Source organism: Oceanobacter sp. 5_MG-2023 (assembly GCF_030548165.1).
In the GTDB taxonomy this organism is placed as follows: Bacteria; Pseudomonadota; Gammaproteobacteria; order Pseudomonadales; family Oceanobacteraceae; genus Oceanobacter.
Map to the genome: position 1 here is coordinate 61,296 of NZ_JAUORS010000011.1, position 25,146 is coordinate 86,441.

A 25,146-nucleotide genomic window follows, 5' to 3' on the forward strand; every position below is an offset into this window, starting at 1 on the left:
TTTCTCTGGGGTTTGTGGTTTGTTATATAGTAACAAGCAAAGAGCATTAATTCTTCAGAGTACTGAGTACTGACTATGAATACAGGTTTGTTATCCGGCAGTTTGCTATTACTGCTCTTTATGGCTGGGTGCTCTGATTCATCTCCCGCTTCTGCAGCACCCGTGGTGCAAGCCGTTAGCCAGGAGCTCCGCGAAGTGGAGTGGATCGATCTGCTGCCCGAGGATGATTTGGCAGCCTTGATGGATCGCCCGGCGATACTCGACGGTATTGTGGAAGGATCGGCGGCAGATGATATGGCAAGCGGACTGGCCAGCCAGATTACCAGCGACACCTCACTGGAAGACGCCGCCCAGATGCAGCGTTATCAGGCAGCACTGGAGTCGACCCGCACGCGTGCAGAGTTGAATGGTGTCAGGGTACGGATACCGGGTTTTATTGTGCCGATCAATTTTGATGACCAACAACGGGTGATCGAATTTTTCCTGGTACCGTTTTTTGGTGCCTGTATTCATGTCCCACCCCCACCACCGAACCAGATTGTCCATGTCGAGGTGGAAGACGGATTTGTGCTGGAATCGATTTACGACCCGGTCTGGCTGGAAGGTGTTCTGTTCCTGGAGCAAAACGTCAATGGTCTGGGCCAGTCGGCCTATTCTCTCCAGTTGGAAAAGCGCGAGTTGTATTATGACTAGCGTGGTTGCTTTTTCAGATTTTTCATAAAGCCTGAAAAGTGCGGCCAAAGGTCGGCAAACAGTGGCTCGGAGCGATGTTTCATCATAACGCTGCCAAACAGCTTGATGCCCAGCCCCAAAGGCGCTGCTTGTTGCGGGCTGATATCGGATCGGTGCTGCAGTGTGTCGATAATCGTCAATAACTCATCATGGCTGGCAAAGGTAAATTCGAACGCTTGTCCGGCGGTGTCTGAACCGTCCGGGCTGATGTGATCAATGCGTATACGGTACTGGTGCGCTGCTTTCATGGTCATGATTCCGATGAACAGATGAATAAACACGAGTTGAATTGTGGTTGTCGATGGCAGCCCTGATGGTTCAGGGCTTGTGGCCGGGTCGGATGCCAGATCTAGCTTTTCAGAAAGCGTTCAAGTTTGGGTTTGATCGTCAGCGACATCATCAACATCAATACCAGCCCCAAAGGCAGGGCGGCGAGAAAACCGTCGAGCCAGCCATGCAGCAATGCTTCGTTATCCGCAAAACCAGTCGTATTGACAGCAGTACTGAAGGCCAGGATGGATTCCATCAGGCAGGCCATGATGCTTCCGGCGAGCAGGTTGCGTGTTAATTCCGTCTTGTTGGGCAGCCATAGCCCAATCAGCTTGCTGACCAAGCCCATCAGCAGAATACCTACTGGCATAATGACCAGCGCTGAGAGAAAAGCCCCTCGCCAGGCGGCCAGAAAGTCATCGGAATAACCGACGTTCATATAAGTCATGACCGCTGTCAGTGAGCCGCCAATCACACTCATGATGGCCAGGACTGTCAGTATCTTGTACAGCAGGAGCGTTTTTTCAGGTGCTGCTGCCAGAGAGTCGGGTGCCGTTCGTGTATTCATGGTGGTCTCCTGGCTTGAAGCCAGTTTCAATGTAGTTGATAATGGCAACCATATTGGTTTTTTTGGTTGATTTTATCAACTACTTTTTAGCTGCTTGTCAGGAGTTTTCTGGTGTCAGAAGAACATTTGTCGGAAGAATATTTATTGGAGAGTCTTTTCCATCTGATGCTCGCCGTAAAACGCCAGCTGCACCAGCAGGCAGAACAACTCGATCTGGAAGTCACACCGATGCACCTCCGGGTGATCAAGATTATTGACAGAAAACAGCCTTGCACGGCGATTGATATTGCCAGCTTTCTGGGGCGGGACAAGGCTCAGATAACGCGGCTGATTAATACGCTGATAGATCAAGAGCTGATCAGTAAAGCGCCAAACCCCAATGACAAACGCAGTCAGTATCTGCTGACGACCGAGAGAGGGGTTGCGGTTGTGGAGGAGCTCAATCGTATGGATGAATGCATTGTGCAGCGCATGACCAGAGGTCTTCAGCCCTCAGAAAGGGCTGAATTCCAGCGGCTTGCTCGCTTGATGGCTGGTAATTTTCAGGGTGAGGAGCAGAGCTGACACCAGAGCCACCGAGGACGATGGCGTCAGCTGATGATCAGGCGGGTAGCCGGATTCAGGGCCGTGGCAGCAGGATGGGCTGGTCGCTATCGAAGCTGTCTGCGCCTTGTTGCTGTTCGGTTATCCACAGCAGCTGCAGTGTTTCGATACCGGGGAAAGTGGTGATCAGTTGGGAGTCCAGGGTGATGGCTCCGGTTGAGGGGCATTGGAAGTCCCAGACGACGGTCAGATCGCTATGGCCGTGTTCATCGTGGTCATGTTCGTCGTGGTCATGTTCGTCATGGTCATGCTCATCGTGGTCATGTTCATCGTGGTCATGTTCGTCATGGTCATGCTCATCGTGGTCATGTTCGTCGTGGTCATGCCCGTCATGGTCTGGCCAATCAAACGACGCCTGTTGCAACTGGCACTGAGGAGCCTGAATCATTTCCGAAGTAAAACGCTGCTTGACGTTAGCCAGAGCCTGGCGCTGCTCTTCGGTATTGGCGCGACCTTCAAATCCGGCGAGGTTCATCAAGGGTGAATGTAATTCAACTTGCAGCCTGGTGTCGGACAGGGCGACTTGCAGGGTCGCGACGCCATGTTGGTGGGCGGGGGCCGCGTGCGTCAGCCAGGCGGTGGTCAGCAGTATCCCGGCGGCATAATGTAGGTGTGGTTTCATGGGTTGGCTCTCCTGTAGTTTTGTTATGGTATAACAAAACCACAGGGTGGATAACTCTTAATCCTTTAAATCCCGCTGTCCTTTTATTCGTCTTTTTATAGGTTCTTTTACACGTTTTTTAATGCGCCGGTTTTTAAGGTGATCGTCGTCTGATTGGCTGGGTCAGCACGGCCCAGCAGCATCACGGCCTAGCGCTATTACCACTCACCACTGGTTGCGCTTTACGACGAGCAGCTCAACATCACCAGTCCTTTGGTGTCCGGGGCACGACGCCATTGCTCAAAACCAGGGTGTTCATCAAACGGGTTCTGCAAAATGGCGAGCCAGTCATTGAGCGGCTGGTAATCCCCTTCTTCAGCACGATCGATCAGGTGCTGGGCAACATGGGTACGCAGGGTATAGGCCGGGTTAACGGCCAGCATGGCGCTGCGCCGGTCGGCGGCATGGCGGCTTTCCTGTTGCAGCCGTTGGCGGTATTGCGGCAGCCAGTCGTTGAGCATGATTTGCCAGGGGGCGAGGTCGAGATGGTTCAGGCCGGGTTGGCCTTCGTCATCTTGCTGGGCTTCTGACAAGGCCCGGTAGAGCGGGTTGTAATCAGCCTGATGCTGGGCCAGCAGGTTGCGCCAGCGTTGAATCAGCTCGTCATCCCCTGGCTGGGGAGTCGCCAGTCCGAGGCGGGCAGACATGCGTTGCCGATAGGCTGTTTCATAATAACCAGTGAACTGTTCCAGTGCGTCTTTCAGGTCGTCGATTGGCACCAGTGGTGTCAGTGCCTGCCCCAGTGCAGACAGGTTCCATTGGATAATACCGGGCTGCTGGTCGAAGGCGTAACGGCCTTCCTGGTCGGTGTGGTTATAGACGGCGTTTTCTTGCCAGCGATCGATAAACGCAAAAGGGCCGTGATCAAAGGTTTCGCCCAGAATCGACATGTTGTCGGTATTCATTACGCCGTGCAGAAAACCATAGGCTTGCCAACCGGCGACCATCTCGGCGCTGCGTTGGCTGATTTGCAGAAACATGGCCAGGTAAGGGTTTTCGGCCGATTGGCAGTCGGGGTAATACCGGGCGAGGCAATAGTCGGCCAGTTGTTTCAGGCCATCAAACTGGCGGGTGTAATACAGGTGTTCGAAGTGACCAAAACGGATATGGCAACGGCTGACCCGTAAGATTGTTGCCGCCAGTTCGACCCGTTCGCGCTGGATCTTCTGGCTGCTGACACAGACCGCCAAGGCCCGGGTAGAGGGGATGCCGAGGTGTGTGAGTGCTTCGCCAATCAGGTATTCCCGCAGGCTGGAGCGTAAGACCGCCCGGCCATCGCCCATGCGGGAGTAGCGGGTTTGCCCGGCACCCTTGAGATGCAGGTCCCAGTAGTCGCCATCGACGGGCAGTTCGCCCAGCAGTAGACCGCGGCCATCACCCAGTTGCGGGTTGTAGACGCCAAACTGATGGCCGCTGTATTTCATGGCCAGTGGTTTGGCGCCTGGTGGCAAGGTGTGGCCACCGAGCCAGTCTGCCAGCGCTTGTGGGTCGAGGCTGCAGGGGTTGATCTTAAGTTGTTCGGCGACCATCGAGTTAACACTGATAATGCGGGGGTTCGGCAAGGGGGTTGGTTCGATGGCGTGATACCAGGATGCCGGCAGGTCGGCGTAATGGTTGGTCAGAGTCAGTTCGTCCAGATTTTGCCAGGTTTTCATGATGTTCTCCCCCAGGCGCTGGCCAGAATGGCCAGGCCTCGTGTGGTGTACCGGTTAGCGCGGCAGTTCAAACGGTGTCATTTGCTCACGCGGCAGGCGGTTGATGGGTTGCCAGTCTGGCACAGGGTCGCCCTGGGTAAACAGTAACCAAGGAACCTCGGCCTGTAAAATCAGGCGCTGATACAGCGCCTGGATTTCTGCCAGTGTCAGGGATTCGACTTCGCTGGCAATGGCGCGGCTGGTATCAAAACCGGTGCGCTGCAGGTCAATATCACGCCAGAACAGGTCGGCTTTTTCGCTCATGTTGCGAGCCGGTTGCAGCAACAGGTTGATCAGGCCGTCTTTGAAGGCGGCAAATTCATCATCACTCATATTGGCCAGCGAGTCTTGATAGCTGTTCCAGAAGGTCTGGCTGTGGCTGAGCAGGTCGCTGGGGGAGTGCTCCGGTGATTGTACAATAAAGACCAGTCCGGGCACGCTGCGCTGTGGATAAACGGTGGCAAAGACGATGTAACCCAGCTGCTGTTCGGTGCGCATGTACTGGTAATACGGGGCGCTGATCATCTGGCCGAGCAGGGCGATGCGGGCACGGTTGTGATCGCTGGTGTCTTGTCCTTGCAGGTACAGCACCATGACCTTGTCTTTGTGATCGAGATCGAGCGACTGCTGGAATTTACCCGCCGGGAGCTTGAGTACGGACAGCTCGGACTGTTGCTCCGGATTGGCCGGGTAGACTTCGGCTACCTGGTGGGCGACGGCTTCGGCGTCGGCCTTGCTCATGCTGCCGTGGATGTACATACGGGTGGCGGTCTGGCCTTTCAGGGCGTTGGCGAAGGCTTCGACATCGGCGCGACTGACGGAGCCCAGTTCAGCCAGCAGTTGCTGTTCGTTAAAGCTGGGGGAGTAAATCTGGCGTTTCAGCTCGGCGATGCCGCGTTCGTAGGGCTTGGCCTTGAGCTGGTTTTCCAGATTACGCTGCAGCGAGGCTTGATAGCGCTGGAACTGGTCATCGCTGATATTGACCTGTTGCATGCCTTCGAGTACCCGTTTGAGCAGCTCGGGCAGTTTATCCTGGTAGCCGGACAGCATCAGTTGCAGACCGCGAGTGTTGGCACTGAGGCCATAGCTCAGTCCGGCCAGATGTGCCGGGTAACTGTAGGTGTTCAGGGCTTCATTCACGGCGCGGGTATACAGCTGGGCCAATACCATACCGCGCGGGGTGGCGATATCGGCGTGTTGCAGCTCCAGGGTAATGCGGCTGCGTGGTTGCAGGAACTCGTGTTCCGGGTAATACCAGAGCTGTTGTCCGGGCTGGTCGATCAGTATTTCGGGTACGGTTTGTTCTGCTTCGCTGTTGAGGCTGAAGTCTTGCGGGATAAAGGGGTTGGGCGCTGGCAGGTGAAGCTGCTCAAGACCATCGGTCGCGACGTCGGTTGCGCGATAGTTGGATGGACGAATACGCATCGGGGTGTTGTACCAGGGGTCGACCATCTCGGTGGTAACGCCAGGGGCAATCAGGGTACGCAAGACGTTATCCATGTTCAGTGCATCGAGGAAAGGAGCAAGTTCGGGTTGCGCGATAGGCCGCCATAAATAATCACCATGGATCACTTGTTCGGGCGGGTAAACCTGCAGATTGCTGCTCAGGCGTACGGCGTAGTCTGACAGGCGGCCGTGTTGCTGGAAGCGGAATGACATTTCGCTCAGTTGCTGCTGTTCGGTCATCAGGTAGGCAGGAATCGGCTGCGCTTTCAGCAGGTCAACGTAGTGTTCGAGTATTTGCGTGATGTTGTCGACATGCAGCAGGCCGCTGCGGGTCAGCTCAATCTGGACGACCAGGTTGGATTCAAACCGGGTGCTGATGGAGCGTCCGGCACTGAGGCCTTCAGCCCAGCCTTTTTCTTTCAATAAGGCGAGGATGCTGCCTTCGCCTTCATGGCCAATCAGGTTGGACAGTAGCTGCAGCGGTTTGTATTGATACAGCGACTGGGTTTCTGGCATCGGGAAGGTAAATTGTAATCGGCGGATTTCTTTCACCGGCTCGATATTGACGTCGAGCGGTAACTGTTCCGGTACAAACATCGGCGGCCGTGAGTCGGCGAGCTGGATATCGCGCTTGGGGACGGCGCTGAAGTGGTTTTTGGCCCAGTCCTGCAGCTGTTGTAGCGGGTAGTTGCCTGCCAGTACCAGGGTCATCTGGTCGGCGCTGTAATGCTGTTGGTAAAACTCGATCAGGTCATCACGAATTTTGCGGTCAGGGCGATCTGACAGGGTGTCGAGATTGCCGGTCGCAAAACCAGCATAAGGGTGGGCCGGGTTCATGGCCTGTTTTTCAGCCGAGAAAATACGGCGGAAATCGTCTTTTATCTTGGCGCTGTATTCGGCATGAACGGCGTTTTTCTCACGATCGACATAGGCTTCGTCAAAGCTTGGGGAGATAAAAAATGGCGCAAAACGATCCAGCGCACCACTCATGGCGTCGTTGTCGATAGAGAAAAAGTAGGTGGTTTGCTGATGAGCGGTGAAGGCATTGTGGCTGCCACCGTGGCGGCTGATAAAGGCCTGGTATTCACCCGCTTCCGGGTAAGGCTCGGTGCCCAGGAACAGCATGTGCTCCAGGAAATGCGCCAGACCTTCGCGACCGTCAGGGTCGTCACCACTACCGGTGGCGACGGTCATGGCGGCGGCGGCCTTGTCGGTACCGGGCGTGGATACCAGCAGGACACGCAGGCCATTGTCGAGCTGGACGTATTCATATTTGAACGGGTCTGACGGGCTGACAATAGGACTGGTGTCCCCGTCTTCCCGGCAGTTCCAGGGAGTGGCGTCATTGCAGTCAGAGACGACGGCAGACGGTGGAGCAGAAGCGGGTTTGAGCATGGAATATCCGATGGCGGCCAGAACAATAACAATAAAAATCCAGTAACGGGGCGATAACATACCTGCTCCTACTACAAGTCGCGGTCAATCTGGGTGAGTTGCCTGAAGTCTGACTTCAGGCCCGTGGTCAGTGTGATGTGCCCCGGCTTTGGGCAATCGCCTGGGCATCGCCCAATGTGCTGGTGCCGGGATCCAGCTCACTAATGCGGTTAAGACGCGCGCGGCTGTCTTCCAGTTCCGTTAGTACCAGAGCAAATTGTTGCTGGAAAGCAGCATCAATGGTGCCGTATAGCTCGGAGATGGCATCCGAGCTGCTGGCGCTGGTGTTGCGCAGGGATTTCAGGCAGGCCAGAGCAATCTGGTGATAGGCTTGGTCTTTGTTCACAGGGGTTCCTCCGATTAGCCGCTCATCATACATGAGAAATCAGTCATTGATGGCAAACCAGTACAGTTGGGCGGCGTTCACTTTACGTGACAGGGCATCACCACTCATCCAGTCGATACCGCTTTGATGTGCTGCCGCCAGTGCTTCGGTCGAGTCGATGCCATGGGCATAGATAATGAGGCCATCCTGCTGCAGCCGCTGCAGTAAGGGCTGGCCTTGATGTAACGCCTGGCGGGCATGGGAGATCATGCAGGGAGGCAGGCTGAAACCGTCCACATCCATGGCCGAGAGGCTCTGATAGCCAGGCAGGCGTTGTTGATGTTGAGGGTCCGTGATTTCGAATATCAGCAGTATATCCAGTTGCCGCAATGCCTCCTCCAGCCTGGGGGTTGGTTCTTCTGGCGTCCATGGCAGAACAATACACCAGACCGGGGCTGGCTTTCCGGCCTGCTGGGGCCATGCGGCCAGGCAGCTGGTCAGGTGTTGCCTGCAGTGATCGGTAAGGTCGGCGACACGGAGAATAACGTACATCGGCTGGAGGAAATGTTGCTGCCAGGTGATGTGCATATCTTCCAGCCAGCGGTGACACAGATCGGGCTTGGCCATATATTCGGGCAGCAGCTCCAGTCCGGCGAGTGCGCCTTGGGAATCGAATATCGGGGTAGCGTGAAAATCACTTTGCTGGCGCTGTTGCGTTGGCAAGGTCGTGGCGGACAGAGCCGATTTGTACGGTTGTACCTGTTCGAGGGACGGGGTGTCGGGGCCTTCCAGCCCCAGATGCTGGCGGATATGTTTGAGTGATGTTGCTGCGTCCGGTGTGTGTTGTGTTGATTGTCCCCAGCTGCAATTAATGTCGGGGCTGAGCATGACGGCTTGCTCTTGATGCGACAGCGGCTGGAGGAACCCCTGGGCGATGGCTTGGCACAGGCCCTGGGTACAGGGGTTGGCAGGGTCGGCGATAACAGGAACCAGAAACAGATGATGTGCTGGCTGGAAGATCGGTGACGGTGAGGTAGTGGCTTCGGCAATGCGCTCATAACAGAGGCGGCTCAAGCCAGTATCAAAGACCTGATCCGGATCGAAACTGATCAGCAGGATACAGGTGATGCCATCGGACTGGGTCAGATAGCTCTCCATCTGATTCAGCTGGTGCAGACCGGCATAACGCTGGGTGTCGTTGTCGGGATTGGTGTGTCGTTCGGTCACGCTATCGAGCAGGCTGCAGATACAGAGCCGGAAGTCATCACTGATCGAGGTTATCGCCATCCAGGTGGGCTGGATGCGACGTTGCTGGACTATCAGGTTAAAGTAACCCAGCCAGGTTTGGTTGGCTTCGGTTTGACGGGTGATTTCTGCTTCCAGAGCGACCGGCATGTGGCTTATCGTGCCAGTAAACAGGTTGCGGCCGAGCAGTTGCTCTTCGTTTACCTGCAGGGCATCACAGATTGGTTGGTTGGCAAGGCGAATAACCCAGTTGCGATCTGTCAGTAATACGGGCTGCTGGGTATTGAGGGCGGACTGCAGAGAATGAGCCTGCTGCATCAGGTTGGCCTGTCGCGCGCCCTCGATAATATCACGTATCAGAACCAGGTTATTCCAGGGTGTGGCAATCAGTTTATGGATGGCACCTTGCTGGCGTGCCTGTCGCAGCCGCGCTGAATCCAGTTGGTTGGTCAGCAGGATGCGATAGCTGCCAGGGCTGATCTGCCGTGCTTGCTGGCACAGTGACAGTTCATCCAGCTCTGGTGTCTGGGAATCAATAATCAGTACGTGTACTGGGTAGCTGGCCAGATAATCAAGCGCTTCTGCTGTACCGGTTGTGGTCTGTACTGCGATGTGTTCACTGAGTAGTAATCTGGAAATTGAGTGCAAAATACCGGCTGCGTTACCAACCAATAATACCTTGAACGTCATTGTTATTCCTTTCCTGGGGCTGATCGTGTAAGAGTGCACTTTCTACTATCACGCTCCGGTGCCTTGGCGACAGCATACTGTTTCAGTCTTGCAATGGCCAAAGGCTATCTATACTGAAACCAATGTATTTATTGGTTGGGTGATGTTGTGAGAGGAAAACAGGTACTGACGACCGGTGAAGTGGCGAAATATTGTGGCGTCAACTTCAGAACGGTTATCCGCTGGATCGAGCGCGGTCATCTGGAGGCTTACAAATTGCCGGGACGAGGTGATAATCGTGTTCCTGTGGCCGGGTTTGTCCGGTTTTTGCAGAGTAACGAGATGCCTGTGCCGAATGAGTTGCAGGATCAAAGCCGCGGCTTGCTGATCCTGGCAGAATCGGAAGTGATGGCGGCGGAACTGGCTTCAGCCGCCCGGCGGGCGGGATGGGATCCACAGGTGGCTGTTGATGCGATGCAGTTTGGCTATTGCTATGCAGAGCAGATACCGGCTGCTATGGTGCTTTCCAGTGAAGTATGGATAGCTGCTGTCGATAGGATTCGCCGCGAAAACGTGTCGCAAGCAGTATTGTGTATAGTGGCAGGGGCCAATATCACAGAGAATGACAGCCATGACGGCTGGCACCGACTGTGTTGGCCAACAGAGCAGAAGCGTTTCGTTGAGTTGCTGAATATGAATGACTCGTCATGCTAGCCCAGGGTGTACCGGATAAGGGCTGGTTCTGCTTGCAAGGAGAGCTCAATAGCTCAATAAGGTGGCTATGGCAGATATTTTTTCAGAAAACAACATCGCATTATGGGTCATCCTGGTTCTGTTGGTACTGGCGGTGGTGGTGTTGCTGCGAGCAAAAAGCCGTATGCACCAACAGCTGGATGACCTGACCCAGTGTAATCAACAACTGCAACAGTGGTGGGTGCAATCCCCCAATGTGCTGGTGCGCGTCGATGCCGATGGCGTCGTGCTGGAGGCCAACCGGACTCTGGCTGGACAAACCTTGAGTCGCGGTAAAAAACTGACCAACTGGCTTCCCTTGTCCGATCGGGAAGCCTGGCTGGCGATTCTGCGCAAGGTGCTGGACAAACATGCCAGCGGCGCAGAGATGACGATGGAAGTGCTATCAGCCTCGGGGCCGGTTTATTGCTGGCAGCTACAGACAGCCGCCGATCCACAAAACGATGATGAAGCCCTGGTGTATTTTCATGATATATCAGACCTGGTCCGGCAACGGCAGTCGCTGGAGAAAAGCCGCGATTATGCCGATCGTTCCAATCTGGCCAAGAGCCGTTTCCTCGCCAATATGAGCCACGAAATCCGCACCCCGATGACCGGCCTGCTGGGGATGGTGTCGTTGATGGAACAGACCCACCTCGACGAAGAACAGCGCGGATTTCAACGGGTTATCCAAAGCTCATCCGAGCATTTGCTGGCCATTATCAATGATATTCTCGATATTTCGAAAATCGATGCGGGCAAGCTCAGTATTGAAGCTGAAGTATTCGACCTGCCGGAATTGGTACAAAGCCTGTTGGAGATGGTGTCTTGCCGGGCACAGGAAAAACAGCTGGTGATGCAATCGTTTGTGGATGAAAAACTGCCCTCGCAGTTGATCGGCGACCCGGTACGGATTCGTCAGGTACTGATGAATTATCTTAATAACGCCATCAAATTCACCGAGTCCGGCCATGTATTGCTGCGGGTGGTCAAAGTCCGCAACATGGTGAGTGAAGTGCAGCTGAGATTTTCGGTTGAGGATTCCGGTATTGGTATTAGCGCCAGCAAAGTGGTGGCTCTGTTTGAGGAATACAGCTTTGTGCATGGCCGGATTTCAGTTGAAGCCGGTGGTACCGGGCTGGGGTTAAGCATCTGTCGGCGGCTGGCCCAGCTGATGGGTGGGCATGTCGGGGTCGTCAGCACCCCTGGTGTCGGTTCCAATTTCTGGTTCGACGTGACCTTGCCGGTCGCTGTAACAGCGATGGAAAACGACGGTGCGATTCCGCTGTTGGGCGAACAAACCCTGTGGGTCTGTGATGAGCTGCAAGTGAACCGTACCTTGCTGATGTCCATTGCTCGTCAACTGGGCATGGTGTACCGGGAGTTTGACCGGGTCTCGGATTTGCTGCTTGCCCTGGAGGAAACACAACCCACCATTCTGGTGATGGCCTACCGCACCTGGCAAGAAGGTGACGATTATCTGCGTCAACTGCTGGCCGACACACCGATACGATTGGCCCTGTCCTCCATGGATGTACTGACCACGGGGCGTGATGAACTGCTGGCGCAAGGTGTGGGTGCACACTGGGACTGGCCAATCAGTCAGAGCAACCTGCGTGATTTGTTGGGACGTTTGTTACAGCAGCCCGCCCGACCACAATTGATGATTACCCGCACCAATCGTTATCAGGGAACGGGGATCGCGATTGCTGAAGAAAACACCCTGCTGAAAAACTGTCGGGTACTGTTGGCAGAAGACAATGGCGTCAACCAAAAGGTCGCCTCCCAGATGCTGATACACCTCGGCTGCGTTGTCACCTTGGCCAACAATGGCCGAGAAGCCGTGGAAAAAAGCGCCAGCGGAGAGTTCGATCTGATCCTGATGGACTGTCATATGCCGGTATTGGACGGACTCGCCGCCTGTCGCGAAATTCGTCAGCGTGAGCAGCAACAGCAGCTTCCGGCGGTACTGATTGTGGCATTGTCTGCTGATGTGATGGTTGACCGGAAAGAAGAGTGCGAAGCCGCCGGTATGAATGGTTATCTGGCCAAGCCCGTCCGGCTGGAAGATCTGCGCCGGGAGTTGCCCATGTTCCTGGCACTGTCGAACAACGACCTGGGGCCGGCAGCGGTAACGCCGGATTCGTAACGCCGGTTTGTACTTCCGGGGGCTTGCTCCGGCCGCGTTGGCTGACCTGGTATCAGAGTGCGCTGCCGTGAGGGATATAGCGGTTATCCGTCAGAGCCTTGATCGCCCGGACCTGTTCCTTGCTGGCGGGGGTACCCTGTTTTTTCAGATAACGGAAGATCCAGATCGCCGGGTTGCTGCTGCCGCAGTGCCAGCCTTCCAATTGTTGTTCAGCGCTGGCAAAAAAAGCCGCCAGTGGCAGTAACTGATCGGTGTCCATTGCCGTCAGGGCCGCTTGCCAGGCCGCCTCATCCAGCTTGATCCAGGATTGCACGGTTTTCAGCGCCCTGGCGTCCAGTTGATCGCTGTTAATGACCGTGGCTTCCTGGGCTGTGGGTAGAGCCGCAAGCAATTGCTGCAGCGTGTCGGAATCCGGTGTGCCGGTTTGGCTGGAAGCCGGTTGCCACTGCTCAATCATCGGGTATCTCCTCAAAAATCGTCAGTACGGTGTACTGAGCTGAAATTTTATGGGCTTAACGGTACCACATCCGGCAATGTGCCTTAACAGAAACACTTTGTTCAGGCATCATCCCCGCGCCTTTCATTGTTGAATCCAGATAAGCCAATGCCTGATCGTTACGCTGATATCCGCCCCTACCAGGATGATGAAGTTGCCGCTGTACTTGAGCGAGTGAGTCAATCCGACACCTTGCACCGGGCGCTGTTGAAATACCGCCTGCCCATGTTGCCGCACTGGTTGCGGGAGTGGCTGCTGCCAGTGGCGCGCTACCTGCTGGATCGCCAGTTGGCGAATGTGAATACCGTGCACGACTTCCAGATGTGGATGGAAGGCTGGGTCGAGCGGTTACTGGCCAAAACCACCACCGACGTTGTGGTACGGGGGCTGGATAGCATGTCTCCGGATCAGGGGCATCTCTGGATTTCCAATCATCGCGATATTGCCATGGACCCAACGCTGATCAACTACTCGTTGTATCAGGCCGGCTGGCCAACCAGTCGCATTGCGATTGGTGATAACTTGCTCAGCCATCCGGATATTGCCGACGTGATGCGGCTTAATAAATCCTTCATTGTTCGACGAAACATTACCAATAAACGCGAAAAGCTGACGGCACTGCAGCAATTGTCGGGCTATATTCGCTATTCGCTGGCACAGCGTGAATCGGTCTGGATTGCCCAGCGGGAAGGCCGCGCCAAAAACGGCGTCGACCTGACCGACAAAGCGGTACTGAAAATGCTGGCATTAAACGGCCGGGAACATAAAGAAACCTTTGCCGAGACCCTGTCGGCCTTGCGTCCGGTGCCTGTGTGTATCCAATACGAGTGGGACCCCTGTGATCTGATGAAAGCCAGAGAGCTGGTGGCTCGGGCGAAATACGGCAGTTACAGCAAGGAAGAAGGGGAAGATACCCGTAGTTTGTTGACCGGTATCGTGGGCCAGAAAGGCACGATCCATGTGGATTTTGGCCAACCGCTGAGTGACGACGATCTTGCCAGTGCCGAAACCATGGCGGCCGCGATTGATCGCCAGATCCGGGATATGACCGAAATCCTGCCCGTGCATCATGCCGCCGTGCGCCTGTTACAGCAGCGTTTTTCCTGCTATCTGCAGGCCCGGGCCGGTGACAGCAGTCGCCAGATCCAGGATACCTTGTGGCAACGGATTGAAGGCGAAGCACAAGACGTACAAAAGCAGGTTCTGACTGGTTACGCCATGCCGATTCTGCTGCAACAAAATATGGCCGATGGTTGATGGTTAAGACCCCGGCGTAACGGGGGTCGCTCTAACCTGACTGAACGGGTTGTTCCGTTGGTTACTGACCCGATGACAGAGAATTTGAACCTATGCGTTGGATAATACGGTTGATATTGCCGCTGATGGCCCTGGCACTGTCAGGCTGTCTGGAGCTGGGGCGAACCTGGGATGACCAGGTAGAAACCCGGCTGGTTGATTATTACAAAGAGCAATGCGACTCCGATAGCACCTCGCTTTGCTTCCGCATTCGGGAAGACAGCAGCGACAGCTGGGAAGTTGTCGAGGAATCGTTCAGCGGCTTTGATGACTTCGTCTGGGGCAACCGTTATGAAGTCTACGTCACCGTCTCGTTTGATGATGATGGCGACCCCAGCAGTTATGTTTTCAACAGCATTATTTCTACCGAAGCGGTTGATGACAGCGAAGATACCTTCTCCATATCGTTATACACCGACGTTGGCATTCTGTATGAACTGGATGACGCCACCTGGGAGCTGGCCAGCGAGATCGACTTTGCCTGTAACGAAGCCTGTGATGACCTGACCGCGGCGGTGGCCAACAGCTATGTAACCCAGCTGGAGTTCAGTGTCGACGATGAAGGCACCATTGCGCTGGAATACGTGCTGTGCTCTGCCGCCGAAGACGACTTTGACAGCACGTGCGAAGGTGACAGCGATGCCTCCTGGTATATCGGTTGGTTCCAGAGTGACTGTGGTCTGGCCGATGCCGCCATGTGTCTGCTGTACAAGGTAAACAGCTCTGATGAATACGAGCTGCTGCAACTGGAAGACGATATCGACGGTTTTACTCCGGTATGGGGTGAGCGTCCTTATATTGATGTGGTGGTGACCACCAGTGATGGCGGCAGCATTACCGCTGTTGAACTGGATGAGGACGACAGCAGCCCGGATGACCGCATCGGCAGTAGCTACGATTTCAAGATGATTGTGCGTGGCAGTGAACTGTCCGAAAGCAGTGGCGGTTCCATCGACCTGTACGACAGCGCCCCGGATCTGGATTGCAGCAGTTTCAGTCAGTGTAGTGATCTGAACGATGCCATTGACGATGATGACTGGATGCTGATCGAAGGCTATTACGATGGTATTGATATTGTGGTGACCGATCTGGAATGCAGTCGATCAAGCCTGTCGTCTTTCCGTAGTAACTGTACCGATGACGACGATGATGTGAACTGGGGTATCTGATTGCCCGGTGGGCCTGTGGCTAGTCAGGGCACAGGCCTGGAACGCTGCTGGTTGCTGCTGGTTGCGCCATTCTTTGCCAACTCATAGATACCGCCAGTTCAGCGATAGCGCCTGGTACTGACGGTTTCTTTTGTTCCCAGTCTGGATATACTGTACAAAATCCCAGTTGTACAGACATTACATGCGCCTGTTTATTGCTGAAAAACCTTCCCTTGGTCGCGCCATTGCGGCGGTACTGCCCAAGCCTCACCAAAAAGGTGAAGGCTTTGTGCGCGCTGCCAATGGCGATGTGGTCAGCTGGTGTATCGGCCATTTGCTCGAACAGGCCGAGCCTGAAGCCTACAACCCGGCCTTCAAACAGTGGCGGCTGGATGTCTTGCCAATTGTACCTGACAGCTGGCAACTGCAACCCAAAAGCCAGACCCGCAAACAACTGACGGTGCTACGCAAACTGGTAAAAGAAGCCAGTCAGCTGGTGCACGCCGGTGACCCGGACCGCGAAGGACAACTGCTGGTGGATGAAGTGATCAGCTACCTGAATGTTCCGAGTGCCAAACGCCAGAACATGCAACGTTTGCTGGTCAGTGATCTCAACCCCAAGGCCGTAAGCCGGGCGCTGACGCAACTGCGTTCCAACCAGGAGTTTATACCGCTGTCGACTTCGGCCCTGGCGCGCAGCCGGGCGGACTGGCTGTATGGCATCAACCTGACGCGGGCCTGTACCCTCAAGGGGCAGCAAGGAGGGTTAAAACAAGTACTGTCGGTCGGTCGGGTGCAAACCCCGATTCTTGGTCTGGTGGTACGACGGGATGAAGAAATCCGGCAATTTGTCTCCCGGCCCTTTTATGAAGTCTGTGCGGCGATTCATCTGCAGGCCGACCAGCCACTGTGCTTTTATGCCAGCTGGCAACCCAGTGATGCCTGTGCCAGTCATCAGGACGAAGAAGGCCGGGTACTGAATCCCCGGCTGGCCAACAACGTCGCCACCCGTATCCGGCAACAGGAAGCGCGGGTTACTGCGACGGATCGCAAGGAAAAACAGCAAGCCGCGCCCTTGCCTTACAACTTGTCGGCCCTGCAGATCGATGCTGCCAAAGCCTTTGGCCTGAGCGCCAAACACGTGCTCGACGGCTGCCAGTCGTTGTACGAAAAATATCAGCTGATCACCTATCCTCGTTCCGATTGCCGTTACTTGCCGATGGATCACTACAGTCGCCGGGAAGCGGTGATTCAGGCGATTGGGCAACATCAGCCCGAGCTGGCCAGCGTGGTGCAGGGAGCCAATCTGGGGCTACGCTCGAAAGCCTGGAACGACCGCAAGGTCGAAGCCCACCACGCCATTATTCCGACCGAAAAAACCACCGGAGCAGATCGTCTGACGCTGACGGAAAAACAGCTCTACAGCCTGATTGCACGGCAGTATCTGCTGCAGTTTTATCCCCCATATCGCTACGCGGATCGCCGGATCGAACTGGAAATTGCCGGTGGCCGGTTTGTCGCCAACGAACGCGAGAACCTGGAACCTGGCTGGAAAGCCGCCATGCCACCTGGCAAACAGCGGCCAGCTGCAGACGGGCCAGATTCACAATCGCAGCCATTACCGGCGTTATCTCCGGGTCAGCTGGTCTGGAGTGGCGAGCCAAGGGTTGATGAAAAACACACCCAGCCTCCGGCGCATTTTTCCGATGCCAGCTTGTTGGCGGCGATGACGGGCATCAACCGTTTTGTCAAAGACCGGCAGCTGAGAAAAATCCTCAAGGACACCGACGGCCTCGGCACCGAAGCCACCCGGGCCAGCATTATCGAACTGCTGTTCAAACGCGGTTTTTTACACCGCGAAGGCAAAAGTATCCTGGCGACGCCACTGGGGTGTGCGCTGATCAATACCTTGCCAGAAAGCACCACAGTGCCGGATATGACCGCGCACTGGGAGCGTCAGCTTAACGATATCAGCGAACGAGCGCTGAAATATGACGGTTTTATGCAGCCCTTGCTGGAGCAGCTGCACAACCTGGTCGGCCAGGCTTGCCAGCTGAATACCCAGGCGTTCAGTGGGCTACCAAGCCATAGCCCGGTCAAGGGTAAATCCCGTCGTCCCCAGCAGCGTCGGGCAGGCACTGGCAAGTCTCGCAAGAGCAGCTCGACAGGTCGCCGCCGTCAAACAGACTGAACGGATCGTGCCCTGATACCGAGTGCTACCAATAGCCGTCTGGTATCCGACAATCGTTTCTACTTATACTGCAGGCCCTCTATAAAGGAGGGACTTTGGGGGTGGTATGTCCATTTTGATCGACACGGTTTTTCCGATCTTTCTGATTATTCTGGTTGGTTTTCTGGCCGGAAAATTCAGAATCTGTGGTGGCGATGCGGCCAAGGTCCTGAATGATTTTGTCTTCTGGTTTGCCATGCCATGCCTGCTGTTCAAGGCCATGGTGGTGGTTGATCCGGCCGAGCTGCTGAATCTGGACTACCTGATCCTGATTGCGATCAGCGCCATTCTGACCATGGCGGTAGGGGTCTTGATGGCGAAATATCTGCTGGGTAAACGGCTGGATAGCAGCGCCTTGCTGGGGCTGAATGCGGCCTATGGCAACACCGGTTACCTCGGAATTCCGCTGGCGTTTGCGAGTTTTGGAGATGCCGCCAGTGTGCCGGTGATCCTGTATGTGGTGGTCGGGTCACTGCTAACCGTGACCATTGCCATCATCATGATTGAACTGGATAACAAAGTGGCGGCCAGCCCGGCGCAAATTACCATGGATATTGGTAAAGCCGTGTGTAAAAACCCGATGTTACTGTCGCCACTGGCGGGCATTCTGTATGCCATGTTGCCAGTGGAATTGCCTTCCATGGTATTTAACTTCTGCGATATGTTGGGCGATGCCGCGGGGCCGTGTGCGTTGTTTTCGCTGGGGTTGTTTCTGGTTGGCAAACCCCTGTTCGGGGATATTTCTGCCATTTCAACGACGGCATTACTGAAACTGTTGGGGCAACCCTTGCTGACCTGGTTTTTGGCCAGTTATGTCTTTTCGTTGTCGCCGCTCTGGACCAGTGTGGCAATCCTGATGGCCAGCACCCCAACAGGGGCGGGCAGTTTTGTATTGGCACAAAAGTACAATATTTTTGTGCAGGAAACCTCGACCACCATTATCTGGACCTCGATGGTGTCGCTCTTCACCATCAGCTGGGTGCTCAGCTCCGGTCTTTAGGCGAGCGGATGCCCAGTTGAGACTCTTTGCCGGTTTGTCCGGTTTTCCTGATTCGTCTGACCCTGGTAAATAGCGTGAACGGTCTTCCTCTGCGTGTCATCAGGCTTCGTTCCGTGTGAACCAATTCACAATATCTGCATAAATCTCTCTCCTTGTTTTTTATGAACTATCCTCAAAACGTGCCTGGCTAGCCGATAACCACGCATTTGTCACCCCTAATTGTCATGAAATACCCCTTTAGAGGTGACTCTAACGGGGCAATGTCGATATCTATGGTTGTTTGTAGACTGATGATGATTTGCTGACGGTTAATTGCAAACTTGTCAATAAGCTTTCTGCCACGAACCAATGAGTGCAGTGGCGATATTGATACAGGATGTGCTGAAGCTCAGGTGCTGTTTGATTTTCATGGTTTGAATTGTTTGATTAAGAGGTAATGGATGAAAGTTATTTCCCGTTGTGCGTTGGTATGGCTGCTGGCATTGACTGGCCATGTAGAAGCGGCGACCGAAAAACAGTGCGAAACCGTACGAATTGGTGTGGTGGACTGGACTGACTTGCATGTGGTGAACGGCATTGCCCAGTCACTGCTGGAAAAACTGGGTTATCGGGTAGAGCTGAGCATGCAGCCTGCGACCCCGGAAGTCTTTAACCAGATGAAGCAGCGTAATATCGATGTATTCATGGGGTATTGGACACCGGCCATGGTCGAAGTGGCCGCTCCCTATTATGGTCAGCAAGAGGTCAGCACCCTGACCGCCAATCTGGATGAAGCCCTCTGGACCCTGGCTGTCCCTGAATACGTATATAACCAGGGAGTGCGTGACTTTGCCGATATCGCCCGTTTTCACGACAAATTTGGAGGGCGTATTTACGGTCTGGAAAAAGGCAGCAGTGGTAACGAAGCCATTCACGACATGATTAATGCCGATGCCTTTGGCCTGAAAGATTTTGATCTGATCGAAACGTCAGAACGACTGATGATGGCCCAGGTGAATGGCCGCGTCCGCAAGGGCGAGTGGATTGTCTTTATGGGCTGGAAGCCGCATCCAATGAACCAGCAGTTTGCCATTCGCTATCTCAGCGGTGGGGATGACTACTTTGGCCCGGATTACGGCAAGGCCACGGTAAACACCAGTATCCGCAAAGGGTTGGAGCAAGAATGTCCTAACCTGGCCCAATTCTTCAGCAATCTGAAATTCAAGGCCGCGCTGGAAGAAGAAATCATGCAAAAAACCAGCAATGAATTTGTACCGGTGGATCGTGCCGTGCGGATGTGGATGCACAGCAACCCGGGTCAGGTCAGCGCCTGGTTGCAAGGGGTCAAAACCCTGGATGGCCAGTCGGTTGATCCTCGTGCCATTGCCGAAGATATGGAATTGACCTTCGGTCGCTAGTGGCCGGATTGGTAGCAGTTGGGTCGCTAGCAGTTCTAGCAGTTGGGCTGATAGCGGCCGGGCCGAGATGCCAGCCCGGCTGGCTCTCGAACTTTATTGGCGTTTTTTCATGCGGTAGGCCAGTGCCGGGCGTGTCAGCCCCAGCTGTTTTGCTGCTTCAGTAACGACGCCCTCGCTGTTTTTCAGCGCCTTGTCGATCATCAGGGTTTCCAGCTCATCCAGACTGGTACCGGATGAGATAAGAATGTCAGCCAGCTGGTCGGTCGATAATCCCGGTATCAGGTTGCTCGCGTCACCTTCCGGGGAGGTAATTTTCCCCTGGTGATTAATGATATTAAGCGGGTGTGTCGGCTCCGTCAGTGATGGAAACAGATGCTCCAGCTCGATCACTCGGTGGTTGTCCGTCAGGATAACACCGCGTTCGATCATGTTTTCCAGTTCGCGGACGTTACCTGGCCAGCTGTAGTCGGCCAGCATCGACATGGCGCGGTCAGTCAGGCCGATGATTTTCTTGTTGTATTCGCGCTGGTAGCGGTCGAGAAAATGCTCGACCAGCAGCGGAATATCCTCCCTGCGCTCACGCAAGGGTGGGATACGGATCGGCAGCACATTCAGACGGAAGAACAGATCTGCCCGAAAGCGTCCGTCCTGGACGGCCTGTTGTAAATCTTCGTTGGTGGCGGCTACGACACGTACGTCTATTTTACGGGTCATGGTATCGCCCACCCGTTCCAGTTCACCTTCTTGCAGGACTCGCAGCAGCGTGGCTTGTGCGCGGGGCGTCAGTTCAGCCACCTCATCAAGAAAAATGGTGCCATAGTCCGCCCGTTCAAACTTGCCTTTGCGTGACTGGTGCGCTCCGGTGAAGGCTCCTTTTTCAACCCCGAATAACTCGGATTCAATCAGGTCCGGTGGGATGCAGGCGCAGTTGACGGCGACAAAAGGCTGCTCGGCCCGGTCACTGAGGCGATGGATATTACGCGCCTGGACTTCCTTGCCGACACCGGTTTCACCCAGCAACAGCACGCTTACCTTGCTGGCCGCCGCCCGGCTGATCATATCGCAGGCCTGTTTGAAGGCCGGGGAGTTACCGACAGCGGAAAAGGGTGTCCAGTCAGCCTGAGCCTGGGCTTCGTAGCGGCTTTTTAATTCGGTGTATTCGTGCTGCAGCAGCTCCAGTTCGTCGATTAATGGACTGGGGCGGAGGTATTTCTCCAGTGCTTCGCGGTCGGGCCATTCATGGGCCGGGCGGCCGATATTAACGCAATGACTGTCACCACAGGCGCAGCACTGGGTTTCCTTAAACAGAATCTGTCGTCCCATATAGTAACTGGTGTAGCCACTGGCATAGCCGAGCAGAGTCCAGCACACGGCTTCTTTGCTGGGGCCAATCTCCTGCAGGTGCTGCTCTGCTTCCCAGGAGTGATGCCAGTCAAATTCGCCGTAATAGGCACCGCTGGCCATATCAAATTCCAGCCGGATCGGCGTCACTTTGACCTTGCCTTCCAGCTTGTGCAGCTGTGGCCCGACAACAAAAGAATCCTGGGTACTGAGATCAGGGCGCAAGCGTTTGGCCAGCTCGGCATCAAGGCGGCCAGAGGCATAACCAAAACGCATCAGCACCCCCTTGGCCCGCTCCCAGCCAAGAATATCAATCAGATCCTTGCGTAACTGGCCAAACACTGCGGCATGGGTCAGCAGCATGCGATTTTCGTGCAGCCAGATATGGCCACTATCCGGGTCGAAGCGCAGTTGATGAATCAGATCATCATCGCTGGGAGTGGGTAACGGTGTGCGATGGCTCATGGCGGCTTGGCTCATTGTTATTATCTTTTTGTAAGCAGTAATCTGCTTGATCATATAGTCAATTGCATAGATCACAATCACCATATCATTAACTACAAACGGGATCTGGTCGTCCCGCTGTTGGGCTGAAACGTGGTTTAACGAGCAGCTTGTATCTAAAAAATCGTTTAAAAACAATGGCTTGAATTTTCAGTGCAGGCGCAAAGTCCAGTTTGATGCGCTGGCATGGCCATTGCTCTTACCTGTTATGTGATGAGATAACAGTCAGGTCGGTTATGTGTTTGTTCTTCATATCCACCAACCGGATGAACAGGCTTAACACATTTCTTGCTGGTGCCACCAAATTCAATACCGGTGGAATCCGCTGTTTGATCGAAAACAAATAACAATAAAACAGGAAATAGCTATGAAATACGGTGTAATGCGTCCTGGACATGTCCAGATTCGGGTTCTCGATATGGCAGATGCCCTGAAGCACTATTGTGACTTGATGGGATTGATTGAAACCGGCCGTGATGATCAGGGACGTGTTTATCTGAAAGCCTGGTCAGAAGTAGACAAGTATTCAGTGGTGCTGCGGGAAGCAGACGAAGCGGGGATGGATTTTTTTGGTTTCAAGGTAGTGTCCGAAGCAATGCTCGATCTGCTGCGCGGACGACTGGTCGAGTATGGCGTGGAGGTTGAAGATATTGCCGCTGACGACCTGCAAGACTGTGGCCGCAGGGTACGTTTTGTGGTGCCAACCGGTCATTCCTTCGAATTGTTTGCTACCAAGGAACAAACCGGCAAATGGGGCATTTCCAATATCAACCCGGAAGCCTGGCCTCGTGGTCTGAGTGGTATGGGCGTGGTGCGGTTTGACCATTGCCTGCTGTATGGCCCGGATGTTCCAGCCACGGCAAAACTGTTCGAGGAAGTGCTGGGCTTTGGTATGGCTGAGCAGGTCGTGGCACCGGATGAAGACAAAACCCTGATCGCTGCGTTTCTGAGCTGTGGCATGAAGGCGCATGATATAGCCTTTATTGAAAACCCCGAGCCAGGCCAGTTCCATCACTCGTCTTATTATCTGGAAACCTGGGAAGACGTGCTGCGTGCTGCGGACCTGATCTCCATGACCGATACCCCGATCGATATTGGCCCAACCCGCCACGGCCTGACTAACGGTCGTACGATCTATTTCTTTGACCCTTCCGGCAATCGCACCGAAGTGTTTGCCAACGGTAACTACCACTATCCGGACCACGAGCCGGTTACCTGGACTGCGGATCAACTGGGCAAGGCGATTTTCTATCATGATCGTGTTCTGAACGAACGCTTCTTGACCGTTACTACCTGATCAGCAGTAAAACGTGGCACCACACGCTGTTGTGGTGTTACGTCTGTTTTGTTGATCGATACCAGGGAAACAAGGCGATATCCTGACAGTGCATCAGCCAGTGTGTCAGCGTCGGTTATGGCCGACGTTTGGGGAATAACCAGAATCCGAACCAGCGTGTCATCCGGGGCATGGCCACATAAGACATCAGGACCATGACCACCGCCGTCACCAGCAGGGTGCGGAATATCAGCGGGATCTGGGCGAGGGGTTCACCAAACAGAAAGAACACCAGCGTGACAATCGGATACAGAGCCATCCAGCTGACAATCGTCATCTTGTATTTGGCCGGTGGTGTCTGTGGATTGGCGGCAGGTTGCCCTGGCAAATCAAACCAGTTGGCGATGCCGTAGGTGATCTCCCGCTGGGTCGGGGATGACAGCAGAGCCTCAATCGAGCCGAGTAGTTGCGCCCGCTGGGTGGATGCTTCCCAGACATTCAGTGCAGCATGGGAGGTAAAGCGGAAGATGATCCGGTACTCTGGGTCGTCGCTACTGGCTGGTCGGAACAGGTTGGTACCGAGATAGCCTTCGAAGCGTGAAGCGGCGAGGGTCATATCGGCGCTGAGTTGTTCGAACTCGGATTCCTTGCCAGGAATAACACGGCGGGAAATAACAACCGTAACCGGGCTGTCTGTATCGCTATGGGGTTCCATAACTACTCCAATAATAAGAATATTAAAATGCTAGCGCGAATAGAAAACGAGGTCAGGTGTTGTTTTTTATTATGCTCGGGAATTCAGAATGTCATATATGGGTGCTCAATGAATTATCAGGATTTGTATTTCTTTGTGAAGGTGGTCGATAAAGGCAGTATCGTGGCCGCGTCGCGTTATTTGAATGTTCCTACCTCCACTCTGAGTCGTCGTATCCAGTCGTTTGAAGCCGAACTGGGTTACAAACTGATCCATCGCAGCGCCAAAACCTTTGGTCTGACAGAATCCGGCCAGCGTTTTTATCAGAGTGTTGTGGATACCGTACAAGACCTGGAAACCCGACTGGAAAACGTTAATAGCGAACTGTCCTCGATGTCGGGTGATATCAAAATCACCGCACCAGTCAGTCTCGGACATTATTACGTCAAACAGTGGGTATTCGATTTTATGAAAGAAAACCCCCGTATTACCGTGGAAATGTTCCTCAGTAACGAGAATGTCGACCTGGTTAAAAACAGCATTGATATCGCCTTCCGCATGGGTAATGTGACACTGAACGAATGGGTATCCCGGTCGCTGTTCCGTTCCAGCAACCTGATCTGCGCAACGCCCGCCTTTATGGCGCAATTCGACAGCCCGCAACGGCCACAGGCATTGTCACGAATGCCACTGGTAGCGCTCAAGCGTAACCCGGTCTGGCGCTTCTTTAATGCCGCTGGTGAAGCCGAAACCTTTGTCCCGAAACCCACCCTGCGTACCGATGAAATCCAGTTTGCCCTGGATGCGGTACTGGAAGGCGTCGGAGCGGCCTGTTTGCCTTGTTATATCGCCCGCGAAGGGCTGGAAAACGGCGACCTGATCCAGTTATTGCCAGACTGGCGCATGGAAGACCGCGAAGTGAATATCGTCTTTCCTCATCGTCAGAACATGCCGGTCAAAACCCGCGCCTTTATTGATTTTATTATCGCCAAGGCAGCCCAGCATGCCGTCAATCTACGCCCTGCAGGGTAATCCCCCGGGGCGAAGGTAATTGTGTTATCCCTCGCCGACCGGCTCCCTGGCCGGTGCTGCTGGTTTTCATGGGTTTTTCTGGTTTTCACGGATGGTGCCGGTTTCTGGTTCTCATGGCTGGGAGAGCGCCGGTCAGAGAGGTGATTGAAGGAAAGGAAAGAGAAGGAAATGGCCTGCAGGCCGGGCTAACAGCATACTGACATC

21 protein-coding genes are annotated in these 25,146 nt (G+C 54.5%); 11 read left to right on the forward strand and 10 right to left on the reverse strand.

Annotation, left to right across the window (positions count from 1 at the left end):
- Window positions 1–75 precede the first annotated feature (75 nt).
- Window positions 76–693: a DUF3299 domain-containing protein gene (locus Q4551_RS09205; protein ID WP_303433278.1), complete on the forward strand. Its 618-nt coding sequence runs from the start codon at window positions 76–78 to the stop codon at window positions 691–693.
- On the opposite strand, the gene Q4551_RS09210 is transcribed toward Q4551_RS09205, so the two are convergent.
- Window positions 690–980 carry a DUF3861 domain-containing protein gene (locus Q4551_RS09210; protein WP_303433279.1) on the reverse strand — a complete coding sequence of 97 codons (291 nt, stop codon included), beginning with the start codon at window positions 978–980 and terminating at the stop codon, window positions 690–692. The two genes, Q4551_RS09205 and Q4551_RS09210, sit on opposite strands and share 4 nt — an antisense overlap.
- Window positions 981–1,081: 101 nt before the next feature.
- Entirely contained in the window at window positions 1,082–1,570 is a 489-nt protein-coding gene (locus tag Q4551_RS09215) for a DUF2798 domain-containing protein (RefSeq protein WP_303433280.1), read from the reverse strand.
- 111 nt (window positions 1,571–1,681) lie between these two features.
- On the opposite strand from Q4551_RS09215, the gene Q4551_RS09220 reads away from it, so the two are divergent.
- Complete coding sequence (locus Q4551_RS09220; RefSeq protein WP_303433281.1) at window positions 1,682–2,134, forward strand: MarR family winged helix-turn-helix transcriptional regulator; 453 nt, start codon at window positions 1,682–1,684, stop codon at window positions 2,132–2,134.
- Window positions 2,135–2,189: 55 nt separating this feature from the next.
- On the opposite strand, the gene Q4551_RS09225 is transcribed toward Q4551_RS09220, so the two are convergent.
- From Q4551_RS09225 to Q4551_RS09245, 5 genes are all read right to left on the reverse strand, one after another.
- Window positions 2,190–2,795, reverse strand: a complete 606-nt coding sequence (locus Q4551_RS09225; protein WP_303433282.1) for a DUF2796 domain-containing protein — start codon at window positions 2,793–2,795, stop codon at window positions 2,190–2,192.
- 221 nt (window positions 2,796–3,016) lie between these two features.
- Window positions 3,017–4,489, reverse strand: a complete 1,473-nt coding sequence (locus Q4551_RS09230) for a YdiU family protein (protein ID WP_303433283.1) — start codon at window positions 4,487–4,489, stop codon at window positions 3,017–3,019.
- 54 nt (window positions 4,490–4,543) lie between these two features.
- Window positions 4,544–7,429, reverse strand: coding sequence for an insulinase family protein (locus tag Q4551_RS09235; protein WP_303433284.1), 2,886 nt, complete (start codon window positions 7,427–7,429; stop codon window positions 4,544–4,546).
- Between the two features lie 67 nt (window positions 7,430–7,496).
- A complete protein-coding gene (locus tag Q4551_RS09240) occupies window positions 7,497–7,754 on the reverse strand; it encodes a hypothetical protein (RefSeq protein ID WP_303433285.1) in 258 nt (85 codons plus the stop codon).
- A gap of 39 nt (window positions 7,755–7,793) precedes the next feature.
- On the reverse strand, window positions 7,794–9,668 hold the full coding sequence (locus Q4551_RS09245; protein ID WP_303433286.1) for a response regulator: 1,875 nt from the start codon (window positions 9,666–9,668) through the stop codon (window positions 7,794–7,796).
- A gap of 147 nt (window positions 9,669–9,815) precedes the next feature.
- Between Q4551_RS09245 and Q4551_RS09250 the strand changes: the two genes are divergently transcribed.
- Together Q4551_RS09250 and Q4551_RS09255 are read left to right on the forward strand one after the other, a co-directional pair.
- Window positions 9,816–10,361, forward strand: coding sequence for a helix-turn-helix domain-containing protein (locus tag Q4551_RS09250; RefSeq protein WP_303433287.1), 546 nt, complete (start codon window positions 9,816–9,818; stop codon window positions 10,359–10,361).
- 67 nt (window positions 10,362–10,428) lie between these two features.
- Window positions 10,429–12,528, forward strand: coding sequence for an ATP-binding protein (locus tag Q4551_RS09255; protein ID WP_303433288.1), 2,100 nt, complete (start codon window positions 10,429–10,431; stop codon window positions 12,526–12,528).
- A 52-nt stretch (window positions 12,529–12,580) separates the two neighbouring features.
- Here the strand turns inward: Q4551_RS09255 and Q4551_RS09260 are convergent, their stop codons facing one another.
- On the reverse strand, window positions 12,581–12,985 hold the full coding sequence (locus Q4551_RS09260) for a hypothetical protein (protein WP_303433289.1): 405 nt from the start codon (window positions 12,983–12,985) through the stop codon (window positions 12,581–12,583).
- 147 nt (window positions 12,986–13,132) lie between these two features.
- Between Q4551_RS09260 and Q4551_RS09265 the strand changes: the two genes are divergently transcribed.
- The 5 genes from Q4551_RS09265 to Q4551_RS09285 all read left to right on the forward strand — a co-directional run bounded on the left by Q4551_RS09265 (window position 13,133) and on the right by Q4551_RS09285 (window position 20,095).
- Entirely contained in the window at window positions 13,133–14,281 is a 1,149-nt protein-coding gene (locus Q4551_RS09265; protein ID WP_303433290.1) for a 1-acyl-sn-glycerol-3-phosphate acyltransferase, read from the forward strand.
- 92 nt (window positions 14,282–14,373) lie between these two features.
- On the forward strand, window positions 14,374–15,489 hold the full coding sequence (locus Q4551_RS09270; RefSeq protein ID WP_303433291.1) for a hypothetical protein: 1,116 nt from the start codon (window positions 14,374–14,376) through the stop codon (window positions 15,487–15,489).
- A 181-nt stretch (window positions 15,490–15,670) separates the two neighbouring features.
- Entirely contained in the window at window positions 15,671–17,659 is a 1,989-nt protein-coding gene (locus Q4551_RS09275) for a DNA topoisomerase III (protein ID WP_303433292.1), read from the forward strand.
- Window positions 17,660–17,765: 106 nt separating this feature from the next.
- Window positions 17,766–18,698, forward strand: a complete 933-nt coding sequence (locus Q4551_RS09280) for an AEC family transporter (RefSeq protein WP_303433293.1) — start codon at window positions 17,766–17,768, stop codon at window positions 18,696–18,698.
- Window positions 18,699–19,138: 440 nt separating this feature from the next.
- Window positions 19,139–20,095: a glycine betaine ABC transporter substrate-binding protein gene (locus Q4551_RS09285; RefSeq protein ID WP_303433294.1), complete on the forward strand. Its 957-nt coding sequence runs from the start codon at window positions 19,139–19,141 to the stop codon at window positions 20,093–20,095.
- A 93-nt stretch (window positions 20,096–20,188) separates the two neighbouring features.
- On the opposite strand, the gene Q4551_RS09290 is transcribed toward Q4551_RS09285, so the two are convergent.
- On the reverse strand, window positions 20,189–21,916 hold the full coding sequence (locus Q4551_RS09290) for a sigma-54-dependent Fis family transcriptional regulator (protein WP_303433295.1): 1,728 nt from the start codon (window positions 21,914–21,916) through the stop codon (window positions 20,189–20,191).
- Window positions 21,917–22,307: 391 nt separating this feature from the next.
- On the opposite strand from Q4551_RS09290, the gene Q4551_RS09295 reads away from it, so the two are divergent.
- Window positions 22,308–23,237 carry a catechol 2,3-dioxygenase gene (locus tag Q4551_RS09295; RefSeq protein ID WP_303433296.1) on the forward strand — a complete coding sequence of 310 codons (930 nt, stop codon included), beginning with the start codon at window positions 22,308–22,310 and terminating at the stop codon, window positions 23,235–23,237.
- Between the two features lie 115 nt (window positions 23,238–23,352).
- Here Q4551_RS09295 and Q4551_RS09300 read toward each other — a convergent pair whose 3' ends face one another.
- Window positions 23,353–23,931, reverse strand: a complete 579-nt coding sequence (locus Q4551_RS09300) for an antibiotic biosynthesis monooxygenase (RefSeq protein WP_303433297.1) — start codon at window positions 23,929–23,931, stop codon at window positions 23,353–23,355.
- A gap of 108 nt (window positions 23,932–24,039) precedes the next feature.
- On the opposite strand from Q4551_RS09300, the gene Q4551_RS09305 reads away from it, so the two are divergent.
- Entirely contained in the window at window positions 24,040–24,942 is a 903-nt protein-coding gene (locus Q4551_RS09305) for a LysR family transcriptional regulator (protein ID WP_303433298.1), read from the forward strand.
- Window positions 24,943–25,146 lie beyond the last annotated feature (204 nt).